Source organism: Enterobacter cloacae complex sp. 277I4 (assembly GCF_050031465.1).
Classification (GTDB): Bacteria; Pseudomonadota; Gammaproteobacteria; order Enterobacterales; family Enterobacteriaceae; genus Enterobacter; species Enterobacter cloacae.
Map to the genome: position 1 here is coordinate 2,644,685 of NZ_JBLGWC010000001.1, position 12,642 is coordinate 2,657,326.

13 protein-coding genes are annotated in these 12,642 nt (G+C 56.8%); 10 read left to right on the forward strand and 3 right to left on the reverse strand.

The window, feature by feature from the left end:
• Positions 1-9 precede the first annotated feature (9 nt).
• From ACQG19_RS12905 to ACQG19_RS12920, 4 genes are read left to right on the forward strand one after another with little or no spacing between them, the layout of a single operon-like run.
• Positions 10-1,032 (forward strand): ABC transporter permease, encoded by a 1,023-nt coding sequence (locus tag ACQG19_RS12905; protein ID WP_013096543.1) that lies wholly within the window; start codon positions 10-12, stop codon positions 1,030-1,032.
• Positions 1,029-1,925, forward strand: a complete 897-nt coding sequence (gene ddpC, locus ACQG19_RS12910; protein ID WP_102752229.1) for a D,D-dipeptide ABC transporter permease — start codon at positions 1,029-1,031, stop codon at positions 1,923-1,925. The genes ACQG19_RS12905 and ddpC overlap by 4 nt, the downstream gene beginning before the upstream one ends.
• Positions 1,922-2,908, forward strand: coding sequence for an ABC transporter ATP-binding protein (locus ACQG19_RS12915; protein WP_020688688.1), 987 nt, complete (start codon positions 1,922-1,924; stop codon positions 2,906-2,908). The genes ddpC and ACQG19_RS12915 overlap by 4 nt, the downstream gene beginning before the upstream one ends.
• Positions 2,901-3,830, forward strand: coding sequence for an ABC transporter ATP-binding protein (locus ACQG19_RS12920; protein ID WP_426725922.1), 930 nt, complete (start codon positions 2,901-2,903; stop codon positions 3,828-3,830). Before ACQG19_RS12915 ends, ACQG19_RS12920 begins: the two co-directional genes overlap by 8 nt.
• Here the strand turns inward: ACQG19_RS12920 and ACQG19_RS12925 are convergent.
• Entirely contained in the window at positions 3,827-4,576 is a 750-nt protein-coding gene (locus ACQG19_RS12925) for an SDR family NAD(P)-dependent oxidoreductase (RefSeq protein ID WP_102752230.1), read from the reverse strand. The genes ACQG19_RS12920 and ACQG19_RS12925 overlap by 4 nt on opposite strands.
• A gap of 134 nt (positions 4,577-4,710) precedes the next feature.
• Between ACQG19_RS12925 and ACQG19_RS12930 the strand changes: the two genes are divergently transcribed.
• Positions 4,711-5,616 (forward strand): LysR family transcriptional regulator, encoded by a 906-nt coding sequence (locus ACQG19_RS12930; protein ID WP_102752231.1) that lies wholly within the window; start codon positions 4,711-4,713, stop codon positions 5,614-5,616.
• Positions 5,617-5,639: 23 nt separating this feature from the next.
• On the opposite strand, the gene ACQG19_RS12935 is transcribed toward ACQG19_RS12930, so the two are convergent.
• Both ACQG19_RS12935 and ACQG19_RS12940 read right to left on the reverse strand, forming a co-directional pair.
• Positions 5,640-6,068, reverse strand: coding sequence for an OsmC family protein (locus ACQG19_RS12935; RefSeq protein ID WP_102752232.1), 429 nt, complete (start codon positions 6,066-6,068; stop codon positions 5,640-5,642).
• An 81-nt stretch (positions 6,069-6,149) separates the two neighbouring features.
• Positions 6,150-7,043: a LysR family transcriptional regulator gene (locus ACQG19_RS12940; protein WP_072264523.1), complete on the reverse strand. Its 894-nt coding sequence runs from the start codon at positions 7,041-7,043 to the stop codon at positions 6,150-6,152.
• 111 nt (positions 7,044-7,154) lie between these two features.
• On the opposite strand from ACQG19_RS12940, the gene ACQG19_RS12945 reads away from it, so the two are divergent.
• The 5 genes from ACQG19_RS12945 to ACQG19_RS12965 all read left to right on the forward strand — a co-directional run bounded on the left by ACQG19_RS12945 (position 7,155) and on the right by ACQG19_RS12965 (position 12,596).
• Positions 7,155-8,006 (forward strand): Vmh family MBL fold metallo-hydrolase, encoded by an 852-nt coding sequence (locus ACQG19_RS12945; RefSeq protein ID WP_102752233.1) that lies wholly within the window; start codon positions 7,155-7,157, stop codon positions 8,004-8,006.
• A 232-nt stretch (positions 8,007-8,238) separates the two neighbouring features.
• Positions 8,239-8,454, forward strand: a complete 216-nt coding sequence (gene bdm / locus ACQG19_RS12950) for a biofilm-dependent modulation protein (protein WP_013096534.1) — start codon at positions 8,239-8,241, stop codon at positions 8,452-8,454.
• Between the two features lie 95 nt (positions 8,455-8,549).
• Positions 8,550-8,687 (forward strand): stationary-phase-induced ribosome-associated protein, encoded by a 138-nt coding sequence (gene sra, locus ACQG19_RS12955; RefSeq protein ID WP_013096533.1) that lies wholly within the window; start codon positions 8,550-8,552, stop codon positions 8,685-8,687.
• A 175-nt stretch (positions 8,688-8,862) separates the two neighbouring features.
• Positions 8,863-10,560, forward strand: a complete 1,698-nt coding sequence (locus ACQG19_RS12960) for an NAD-dependent malic enzyme (RefSeq protein WP_013096532.1) — start codon at positions 8,863-8,865, stop codon at positions 10,558-10,560.
• A 326-nt stretch (positions 10,561-10,886) separates the two neighbouring features.
• Positions 10,887-12,596: an ABC-F family ATP-binding cassette domain-containing protein gene (locus tag ACQG19_RS12965; RefSeq protein ID WP_222168415.1), complete on the forward strand. Its 1,710-nt coding sequence runs from the start codon at positions 10,887-10,889 to the stop codon at positions 12,594-12,596.
• The last annotated feature ends 46 nt before the right edge of the window (positions 12,597-12,642 follow it).

The following is a 12,642-nucleotide window of genomic DNA, read 5'->3' on the forward strand; positions in this document are numbered from 1 at the left end:
GGAAAGTGTATGACGTTCTGGAGCATTGTGCGCCAGCGCTGCTGGGGGTTAATCCTGGTAGTAGCCGGTGTCTGTATCATCACCTTTATCATTTCACACCTGATCCCCGGCGATCCGGCCCGCCTGCTGGCCGGTGACCGTGCCAGCGACGAGATTGTGCAAAACATTCGCCAGCAACTGGGACTGGATCAGCCGCTCTATATCCAGTTTGGCCGCTATGTGGACGCCCTGGCGCACGGCGATTTAGGGACCTCTATCCGTACCGGGCGGCCGGTGGCGGAAGATTTAAAAGCCTTCTTCCCTGCCACGCTGGAGCTGGCGTTCTGTTCCCTGCTGCTGGCGCTGGTGATCGGCGTTCCGCTGGGGATTTTATCGGCGGTCTACCGTAACCGCTGGCTGGATCATCTGGTACGGCTGATGGCGATGACCGGGATCTCCACACCGGCCTTCTGGCTGGGTCTGGGCGTCATCGTCTTGTTCTACGGCCATCTGCAGCTTCTGCCCGGCGGCGGCAGGCTGGACGACTGGCTCGACCCGCCTGCCCACGTGACGGGCTTTTATCTGCTGGATGCCCTGCTGGAGGGTAACGGCGAGGTCTTTTTCAACGCCCTGCAACACCTGATTTTACCGTCACTGACGCTGGCGTTTGTTCATCTTGGCATCGTGGCGCGTCAGGTACGTTCCGCCATGCTGGAGCAGCTCAGCGAAGATTATATTCGCACCGCCCGCGCCAGCGGCTTGCCGGGCTGGTATATCGTCCTGCGGTATGCCCTGCCGAATGCGATGATCCCGTCCATTACCGTACTCGGGCTGGCGCTGGGCGATCTGCTTTATGGTGCGGTACTGACCGAAACCGTCTTTGCCTGGCCAGGCATGGGCGCCTGGGTGGTGACCTCCATTCAGGCGTTGGATTTCCCTGCCGTCATGGGCTTCGCCGTGGTGGTTTCACTGGCCTATGTGGTCGTCAATCTGGTGGTTGATCTGCTCTATCTGTGGATTGACCCTCGTATCGGGCGCGGAGGTGCCGAATGATGTTGACTGAGGAAACGCCCGTCCCCGTAAACGCAACGAAACCGGGCATCGACTGGCCAAGGCTGTTCTGGATGCTGCGTCAAAGCCCGCTCACGCTGATCGGCGGGGTGATTATGCTGGTGATGCTGTTGCTGATGGTAACTTCACCGTGGATCGTCCCCCATGATCCGAACGCGCTGGATCTCACTGCCCGGTTGCAGGCCCCGTCTGCGCAACACTGGTTTGGTACCGATGAAGTCGGACGCGATCTGTTCAGCCGCGTGCTGGTCGGTAGCCAGCAATCCATTACCGCCGGGCTGGCGGTGGTGGTGATTGCCGGGAGTATCGGCTCGCTGCTGGGCTGTTTGTCCGGCGTGCTGGGCGGGCGCGGCGATGCCATCATTATGCGGGTGATGGACATTATGCTCTCCATTCCCTCCCTGGTACTGACCATGGCGCTGGCGGCGGCGCTTGGGCCGAGTCTGTTTAACGCCATGCTGGCGATTGCGATTGTGCGTATCCCGTTTTACGTTCGCTTGGCGCGCGGGCAAACCCTGGTGGTGCGCCAGTTTACCTATGTGCAGGCCGCCCGTACATTTGGCGCGTCGCGCTGGCATTTGATCAGCTGGCACATTCTGCGTAACGCCCTGCCACCGCTGATCGTGCAGGCCTCGCTGGATATTGGCAGCGCCATTCTGATGGCCGCCACGCTGGGCTTTATCGGCCTTGGGGCACAGCAGCCCACCGCCGAATGGGGAGCGATGGTGGCCGTGGGCCGCAACTATGTGCTCGACCAGTGGTGGTACTGCGCCTTTCCTGGCGCGGCAATTCTGGTCACTGCCGTCGGGTTTAATCTGTTTGGTGACGGCATTCGCGACCTGCTGGATCCGAAATCGGGAGGAAAACAGGCATGAGCGAAGCAGTATTAACCATTGAAGATTTACACCTGAGCTTCCCGATATTTCGCGGTGAAGTTCACGCCCTGAACCACGTATCGCTGGAGATCAAACGCGGCGAGATTGTTGGCGTAGTGGGCGAATCCGGCTCCGGAAAATCGGTAACGGCGATGCTGACCATGCGTCTGCTGCCGGAGGGCAGTTACCGGATCCATCGCGGGCAGGTAAAACTGTTGGGTGAAGATGTCCTGAATGCTTCGGAGAAACAACTCCGCCAGTGGCGCGGTGCCAAAGTGGCGATGATTTTTCAGGAGCCGATGACAGCGCTGAACCCAACGCGACGAATTGGCAAACAGATGGTGGAGGTGATCCGCCAGCATCAGCCCCTTTCACGGCGTGATGCCGGAAAAAAAGCGATCACCCTGCTGGAAGAGATGCAGATCCCGGATGCGGCGGAGGTCATGGAACGTTATCCGTTCGAGCTGTCCGGTGGCATGCGCCAGCGGGTGATGATTGCGCTGGCCTTCTCCTGCGAGCCTGAACTGATTATTGCCGATGAGCCGACCACCGCACTGGACGTCACCGTCCAGCTACAGGTACTGCGATTGCTGAAGCATAAAGCGCGGGCCAGCGGAACCTCGGTACTGTTTATCAGTCACGATATGGCGGTGGTTTCACAGCTCTGCGATCGGATGTATGTCATGTACGCCGGGAGCGTGATTGAAAGCGGCACCACGCAAACGCTGATCCACCATCCCGTTCATCCCTATTCCATCGGCCTGTTGCAGTGTGCGCCTGAAAACGGCGAGCCGCGCGAGATGCTGCCTGCCATCCCCGGTACAGTGCCCAATCTTAGCCAGCTTCCGCGCGGGTGTGCTTTTCGGGAGCGCTGTTTTGCTGCGGGCGTAAAATGCACTGAAACGCCGCGCTTACTGCCTCAGGGGGCCGAAGGCCAGCGGGCGGCCTGCTGGTATCCGCAACAGGAGAAAACCCATGTCTGACGTACTGCTGGAACTGGATCGCGTGCACGTTAACTTTCCCGCACGCAAAAACTGGCTGGGGCGGGTCACGGAACAGGTGCATGCTCTTAACGGGCTGGATCTTCAGATCCATCGCGGCGAAACGCTGGGGATTGTTGGCGAATCCGGCTGTGGTAAAAGCACGCTGGCGCAGCTTTTAATGGGGATGCTCAAACCCAGTGCCGGCCTGTGTGCACGGACAAACCACGCGGGCGGTATGCAGATGGTGTTCCAGGATCCGCTCTCGTCGCTTGACCCGCGTCTGCCGGTCTGGCGCATTATCACCGAGCCGGTGTGGGTGCAAAAACGCAGCAGCGAACGGGAACGACGTCAGCTTGCTGAAAACCTGGCGCAGCAGGTCGGTATCCGCCCGGAATATCTCGACCGCCTGCCGCACGCCTTTTCCGGCGGGCAGCGCCAGCGTATTGCTATCGCCCGCGCTCTTTCCTTTGACCCGGACATCATCGTGCTGGATGAGCCCACCAGCGCGCTGGATATTTCCGTACAGGCGCAGATCCTCAATTTACTGGTGAAGCTGCAGCAGGAACGCAACCTGACCTATGTGCTGATATCCCATAACGTCTCGGTTGTCAGGCACATGAGCGATCGCGTGGCGGTGATGTATCTGGGGCAGATTGTCGAACTGGGTACGGCGGCACAGGTGCTGGTTACGCCGCGTCATCCCTACACCAGGCTGCTGCTCGATTCCGTTCCCAGAACCGGTGAGCCGCTGGATGAAAACCTGGCGCTGCGTAAAACGGATCTCCCGGGTAACCGCCATCTGCCCGAGGGGTGCTATTTCCGCGACCGTTGTCCGCAGGCCACGCAGGGGTGTGAACGCCCGCAGCCGCTACAGCCTTCACACGAGGGCCGTAGCGTGCGCTGCTGGCGTAATGTGGATTAAATTTGCGCCATCCCACCATCAACAAACAGCTCGGTGGCGTTAATAAAGCTGGCCGCGTCAGAGGCCAGAAACGCCACCACTTTCCCCACCTCGCCCGGCGCACCTAAACGTCCTAACGGAACCTGTGCAGCCAGCGCATCGAACAATCCCTGACGATGTTCTTCTGGCACCAGTTCGCCGAGTCCCGGGGTTTTGACGGGGCCAGGACTGACCACGTTGATACGGATCCCACGGTCCTGCAGATCCAGCGCCCAGGAGCGGGCAAAGTTGCGCACGGCGGCTTTGCTGGCGCTGTAGACGCTAAAGTTTGCCGTTCCCTTTATCGACACCGTTGAACCGGTCAGAATAATGGACGACCCGGCAGATAACAGCGGCAGCGCTTTTTGTACTGTAAACAGCACTCCGCGCACGTTTGTGCCGAAAATACGGTCAAACTGCTCCTCGGTGATTGCTCCCAGCGGCAGCATATCTCCGCCACCCGCATTGGCGAACAAAATATCGAGACGCCCTTCTTCTTTTGCTATCTGCGCATAGACTCGATCCAGATCGGCGAGCTGTGAGACGTCGGCACGAATACCCACCGCACGGGAATCAATTTGTGCGACGGCGGCATCCAGCTCGGCCTGTCGACGACCGGTGATATAAACTTTGGCGCCCTGAGCCGCCAGCTCCTGCGCCGTGGCAAGACCAATACCGGTGCTGCCGCCAGTGACCAGTGCGATTTTTTCGAAGAGCGTTGTGTTCATGTCATTTACCTTTAGTTGGGTTTGCGTTGTGCGTTTTTGCTTGCGCTGGAGACACATTAGCCCTTGCCGGATTAGTGAAAAACCAGCAAAAATGAAAATGACTATTCACAGACAGAAATAATCGAGAGAAAAAGATGGACCAGCTCATGGCGATGCGCGCCTTCACGCGGGTTGTGGAAACCGGTAGCTTTACCCGAGCGGCTGATTCGCTAAACATGCCCATCGCCACACTGAGCAAGCTTGTGAAAGCGCTTGAGGCGCATCTTGAAATACGGCTGCTGCACCGTACCACCCGCCGGGTGGTCACGACGCCGGAAGGCGCGGAGTATTATGAAAAAGCGCTCAGGGTGCTCATTGATATCGAAGATATCGATACCTCGTTTCGCGTCTCTCACGCCACACCGAAAGGACATCTGCGGGTGGATATTGGCGGTTCGACTGCCCGCGACGTGCTCATCCCCCAGCTCCCGGATTTCATGCAGCGCTACCCGGATATTCGCATCGATCTTGGCGTGGCGGATCGTCCTGTTGATTTGATCAGCGGCAACGTGGATTGTGTGATCAGAGGCGGTCCGCTGAACGATTCCACCCTTATCGCCCGTCATCTGGGCGACGCCGACATGGTGACCTGCGCAACGCCGGGCTATCTGAAAAAGCACGGCGTTCCGGCTTATCCGCAAGAGTTGCGCAACGGACATAAACTTATAAGCTATCTCTCCCCGGTCACCGGGCGGCCCTTTCCGTTTCGCTTCAGGAAAGGCGGCGAGGTGCAGGAGATCGGCATTTCGCACTATCTCGGCGTTAATGAAAGCAATGCGCACCTGGCAGCGGCGGTGGCAGGATTAGGGATCATTCAGACGTTTACATATTCAGCAAAGACATATCTTCAGGCGGGTACGTTACAAGAAATTTTAAGCGACTGGCACCCGGCGGCGTATCCGTTTCACGTGGTTTACCCGCAAAACCGGCATCTGACGCATCGCCTTAAGGTGTTTATTGCATGGCTGGCAGCGGTTTTTCCTGCTGCGCTGAAGGGATAGCCGGGCCTTCGCCCGGCTCAGGCTTAGTTAAGTTTATAGTCCAGCGTGATTTCCGCTTTCAGTACCTGCGACACCGGGCATCCTGATTTCGCTTTCTGGATGATGCCGTCGAATTTCTGCGGATCGATACCCGGTACGGTGACCTTGCTGTTTAGCGCAATTTTGCTGATTGCGAAACCGCCATCGGTTTTATCCAGCGAGACATCCGCTGTGGTATCGATGGAATCTGCGGTATAGCCCGCTTCACCAATCATCAGCGACAGCGCCATTGAGAAACAGGCGGCGTGGGCTGCGCCAATCAACTCTTCCGGGTTAGTACCTTTAGCGCCTTCGAAGCGGGTGTTAAAGCCGTAAGGTTGTTGATTCAGGACGCCACTTTCCGTTGAGACCGTCCCTTTGCCATTTTTGATATCACCAGACCAGTGTGCCGAACCGTGCTTATGAATCGTCATTCTTGCTCTCCTTTTGGCTTACAAAGGGATAAGTATAGACGATGGTTTCGGCACACCCTGGAACACAGATAATTCTGTAACCTATTCCCGCTGCGCGTCGCCTGACAGATGGTGCGCTATCTCATCAAGAAACACGCGCAACGCCGCGGGCTGATACTCCCGGGACTGATAAATACCGTGAATGGCTAACGCTTTGGGCGTCAGGCTGCTCAGCACCGGGACCAGCGTGCCCTGTTCAATCGCGGCATGTGCTTCCTGCTCCGGTAGCATGGCAATGCCGCAATGCTTCACCGCCGCCTCCATCAACAATGACGAGATGCTGGCGCTGAGGTTGCCGCTCACGGCGACGCTGACGTTTTCCCCTTCCGGCGTCAGGAAGTGCCACGCCTGACCGGCGAAAAAGCTGTAATGAAGACAGTTGTGCTGCGCTAACTCCTCCACCTGCCCTGGCGTGCCGTGGGTTGCAAGATACTGCGGCGACGCGCACAGCACGGAACGACACTCCCCGAGCCTGCGGGCAATCATCCCGGGCTCTGGGTTATCCGTGATGCGGATCGCCACATCAATGCGTTCCCCTACCAGGCTCACCGGGTGGTTGTTCACATCCAGCTCAATGCGCAGCTGCGGGTAGCGCGAAAGCAAGCCGGGCAGCACAGGGGCAATCAGATGCATGGCGGTAAAATGGGCGCAGGCCACCCGTAGCGTGCCTGAAGGGAGATCTTTCTCCGACTGGCCTTCAATTTCCTGCGACAGCTGGGACAGCGTTCGCGTTTTTAGCAGCACCTTCTCTCCGGCCGCCGTCAGCGTCAGCTTGCGCGTCGAGCGGTTTACCAGCCGCGTACCGGCCCACTTCTCCATTTGCTCAAGATAGCGGCTCACCATCGGACGGGAGATACCCAACGCCCGGGCCGCTGCACTCAGGCTTCCCAGCTCGCATATCCGGTTATAGACCTGAGCGGCAATAACGCGATCCATATCACACCCCATTTGCTCGATTTATGAAACAAAGCATGTCTTGTTTCAGGAATTCTGGCAAATGCGAATATCCGTACAATAAAGACTTTCCTGAACAACAGAGACATCAGAATGAAATTCACTCACCTTGCTCTTCTCTCCACGCTTATCACGCCCGCGGTGTTTGCTGCGCCATTAACCATTGATACCTATAACCCGCAGGACAAAGGGATGTTTGCGGTCTCCTCCACGCTGGTCTCTGGTCCAAAAGAGGCCGTGCTGTTTGACGCCCAGTTCAGCGTCAAAGATGGCGAAGCGCTGGTCGACAAAATTCGCAAAAGCGGGAAAACCCTGAACAAAATCGTCATTACCTCTGGCGATCCGGATTTCTATTTTGGACTGCAACCGCTGGTGAAAGCCTTCCCGAATGCCAAAGTGGTGGCCACACAGCAGGTGGTTGACCATATCAAGGCCACCAAAGACGCCAAGCTTGCCTTCTGGGGACCGCAGATGAAAGACGGTGCGCCAACCGAACTTATCGTTCCGCAGGTGCTGGCATCCACTACCTTCATGGTGGACGGCGAGAAGATTGATATCGAGCAGCCAGAAAGCTACGCCGCCTATGTCTGGATCCCTTCGGCTAAAACTATCCTCGGTGGCACCGGTGTCGCCTGGGGTATCCACGTCTGGACGGCAGACACCCAGACGCCAGCCAGCCGCAAGGAGTGGCAACAGACGCTGGAAAGCATGGCGGCACATAAGCCTGAACGCGTGATCCCGGGTCACTATCTGGGAACACCACCGGCAGGCAGCGGTGCTATCGACTTTACCCGTGATTATCTCCAGCACTTCGAACAGGCGTTGTCAGAACATAAAACATCGACAGGCGTGATCAACGCCATGAAAAAACAGTATCCGGGTCTGGCTGAAGAGAGCTCGCTGGAATTAAGCGCCAAAGTGAATACTGGCGAAATGAAGTGGTAATGTAAAATCTGCTCCTGCTATATTTCAGTGATAGCAGGAGCACCTGCAAAATATCCTCGCGGCAAACCCTCAATATATCCTCCCACTCTAAAAGCGCATAAAAGCATGCACTTATGTCATTTTTATTTCTAAGATGAATCTTAGACACAGCGGCCAAAATATTTGCCATTCTGTTTGTGAATTAAATTTTTTGCGAGCCGTACCATTAAACAGACAACGACACGGAGGCAGCATGTTTACTTATTACCCGGCCAATACTGCAGCAGCACAACCTGAACTCGTTAACGCGATTGCTCAGGGTCTTCACGCCGAGCATGGTGCTGTGACTGAAGATGACATTTTGATGGAACTGACCAAGTGGGTGGAATCCACAGACAATGACATCCTCAGTGACATCTACCAGCAGACCATTAACTACGTCGTCAGCGGGCAAAACGCACCTTTGTAAAAACCTGCTAAGCTGGATCTGCAACCTAAGGGGTTACATTTCGTTTGCGTAAGCGAACTGGTCCTTAAAACTATCAACAGGATTGAGGAGTTAACATGAAATCGAACCGTCAGGCACGCCATATACTGGGACTGAACTACAAGCTTTCTAACCAACGTAAAGTGGTGATTGAAGGCGACAGTGAAACACAGGTCACTCACGCCACCGGCAGAAAACGCCACGCGGGCAAGTAAGTTCCCAGGAGAGATCCTCAACACCATCGGCAAAACCGATGGTGTTTTTGTTTATGTGTTGCGGTAATTAATATTTAGCTCCTTTATAATACCGCCTGACCGCACCCCATCGCACAGGCCAGAAAGATGACAAACAGCAGTGTCAGGGACGGATCTTCAAAAAAGAGTGAGTGACATGGACAACAAACTGAAAAAACATCGTTCCCTATATATCCCTTATGCCGGCCCGGTATTACTCGAATTCCCCCTGCTCAACAAAGGTAGCGCCTTCAGCATGGAAGAGCGCAGCAGCTTCAACCTGCTCGGTTTGCTGCCAGAAGTGGTGGAAACCATTGAAGAACAGGCAGAGCGCGCGTGGATCCAGTATCAGGGTTTCAAAACCGAAATCGACAAACATATTTACCTGCGCAACATTCAGGACACCAACGAAACCCTCTTCTATCGTCTGGTACAAAATCATCTCGAAGAGATGATGCCGGTGATCTACACCCCAACGGTGGGTGCCGCCTGCGAACGCTTCTCAGAGATCTACCGTCGCTCCCGTGGCGTCTTTATCTCTTATCAGAACCGCCACAACATGGACGATATTCTGCAGAACGTGCCGAACCACAATATCAAAGTGATCGTGGTGACCGACGGCGAACGTATTCTGGGTCTCGGTGACCAGGGTATTGGCGGCATGGGGATCCCAATCGGTAAGCTCTCTCTGTATACCGCCTGCGGCGGCATCAGCCCGGCGTATACCCTGCCGGTGGTGCTGGATGTGGGCACCAACAACCAGCAGTTGCTTAACGACCCGCTGTATATGGGCTGGCGTCATCCGCGTATTACCGACGACGAGTATTATCAGTTTGTTGATGATTTCATCCAGGCGGTCAAGCACCGCTGGCCGGACGTGCTGCTGCAGTTTGAAGACTTCGCGCAGAAAAACGCGATGCCGTTGCTGAACCGCTATCGCGATGAGATCTGCTCTTTTAACGATGATATTCAGGGCACCGCCGCGGTCACCGTCGGCACGCTGATTGCCGCCAGTCGCGCTGCAGGCAGCCAACTGAGCTATCAGAAAATTGTCTTCCTGGGCGCAGGCTCTGCGGGTTGTGGTATCGCCGAGCAGATTATCGCCCAGACGCAGCGTGAAGGGCTAAGCGAAGAGCTGGCGCGCTCCCGCGTGTTCATGGTCGACCGTTTCGGCCTGCTGACCGACGGCATGCCAAACCTGCTGCCGTTCCAGACCAAACTGGTGCAGAAACGTGAGAACCTGAAGAACTGGGACACCGACAACGAAGTGCTCTCTCTGCTGGACGTAGTGCGCAACGTGAAGCCGGATATCCTGATTGGCGTCTCCGGTCAGACGGGGCTGTTCACGGAAGAGATCATTCGTGAGATGCACAAGCACTGCGAACGCCCTATCGTGATGCCGCTCTCCAACCCGACCTCGCGCGTGGAAGCAACGCCGCAGGACATCATTGCCTGGACCGAAGGGAACGCGCTGGTCGCAACCGGCAGCCCGTTCGATCCGGTGGTGTGGAAGGACAAAACCTATCCTATTGCCCAGTGCAACAACTCCTATATTTTCCCGGGCATTGGTCTGGGTGTGATCGCCTCCGGCGCGTCGCGCATTACCGATGAGATGCTGATGTCGGCAAGCGAAACCCTGGCGGGCCACTCGCCGCTGGTGAACGATGGCGAAGGACTGGTGCTGCCAGAGCTGAAAGACATTCACAAGGTGTCGCGTGCAATTGCGTTCGCGGTCGGGAAAATGGCCCAGCAGCAGGGTGTGGCAGTGAAAACCTCTGCTGACGCGCTGCAGCAGGCCATCGACGACAACTTCTGGATGCCGGAATACCGCAGCTACCGTCGTACTTCGATCTAACACTGTGTTCCGACCGTTCCCTCTCCCACCGGGAGAGGGAATTACATTCGCCCCCCTAGCCAAACCGCCTTTCCCCCGCTACACTCCTTTCATCCATTAACCCACTGAATATATAAGGAGGCCAATTATGCTGTACTGTGAAATTTTCAATGTTTCACATGCATTTGGTGATCGCACCAGCTCAAGCGTTATCGGTATCGTGCTGCGATAACTTCTGCTTGAGCGAAGACACCAACCCCTGAAATCCCTTCTCTCGGGCTTACTGAGTTATCGTCAGCGATGTTTGACGAGGCATAAACATGCCTGTAACTCTTGGGTAAGCAACAATGAGCACTTTACTCACTGCACAATCTTTACGTGTTGATACGGCGTTTGGCACGCTCTTCGACTCCCTCTCCTTTACGCTGAAAAAAGGCGACCGCATTGGCCTGCTGGGCGACAACGGCTGCGGCAAAAGTACGCTGCTGAAGGTGCTGGACGGCACAGACTCTCCCGCTGCCGGAAGCGTCGCGCTGGCCGGACACTGTCTGATGGCGCGCGTTGAGCAACATCTGCCAGAAGCCATTTATCCCCTGACCATGCTGGACGCCGTACTGGCGCAACTGCCCACGACTGAGCGCGAGAGCCTGCGCTGGAAAGCAGAAACGCTGCTGGCGGGTATGGGTTTTACGCCGCAGGACATGGCCTTAACGTCGGCGACGCTGAGCGGCGGGCAACACACGCGTCTCCTGCTCGCGCGGGCGTTGATCGGCGAGCCGGATCTGTTACTGCTGGACGAGCCGAGCAACCACCTCGATTTGCCTACCATGCTCTGGCTGGAGCAGTTTTTACAGAACTGGTCCGGCAGCTTTGTACTGGTCTCGCACGACAGGCAGTTGCTGGATGCCGTCACCAACGGCAGCTGGATCCTGCGCGATAAGATGTTGCACTACTTCGCCCTTCCCTGCACCGCCGCGCGCCAGGCGCTGGTGGCGAAAGACGAAAGCGATGCGCTGCGGCATAAGGCGGAGCAAAAGGAGATCGACCGCGTAACCGCCAGTGCCAGACGGCTGGCCACTTGGGGCAAGGTCTACGATAACGAAGATCTGGCCCGCAAAGCCAAACAGATGGAAAAACAGGTCGAGCGGCTAAAGGAGAACCAGACAGAGCTCACGGCAGGCAGTCCGTGGACGTTAACCCTGCGTGGTGATGCCCTGCGGGCGGACCGACTGCTGGAGATGGAAAACCTCGGCGTACCGCCTGCACCTGGGTTGCCCGATCTATTTCACGTCGACATTGCGCGGCTTAAAAGTGGCGATCGCGTGGCTATCGTCGGGCGTAACGGCTGCGGCAAATCATCGCTGATGAAGCTCATCTGGCGGCATTTCTCAGGTGAACCGTCAGAGGCTGGGCTAAAACTCCATCCTCGCGTGTCGCCAGGCTATTACGACCAGACGCTGAATCAGCTTCCGGATGAGGCAACGATCTTCGACGCGCTGGAGCCTTTTGCGCCAGCGCCACAGGATCGCAAGATGGCGCTTATCAGCGCCGGGTTCCCGTGGGCGCGTCACGGGCAAAAGGTCAGCACCCTCAGCGGCGGGGAGCGTTCGCGCCTGCTGTTTGTCGGCCTGACGCTTGCCCGTTATAGCCTGCTGATGCTGGATGAGCCTACCAACCACCTGGACATGGAAGGCAAAGAGGCGCTGGCCACTACCCTGCAACAGTTTGACGGCGGAGTGCTGCTGGTCAGCCATGACCGGCAGCTGATCGCCCAAAGCTGCAATCGCTTCTGGCTGATTGAGGACGGTTTGCTGAGCGAATGGCATGACGCCGAAGCGGTGTTCGAACGGCTGCGTGAACGCACAGGCCTGATGGCGTCGTCGGCGTCACCCGCAGTCGCGGATGTTAAAGCGCAAGCCTCGGACGATCTGCTTGAAAGGCTGATCGCGCTGGAAACGCTACTCGCAGAAGACCTGGCGCGTAAGCCTAAGCATCAGAAACCACATCTGCAGGTGCAATGGCGCAAAGAGATTGAGGTGATAGAAGCAAAACTGTAGATCTGTGCCCGGCGAGCTTCTCGCCGGGCCAGTGAATTCCCCCCTA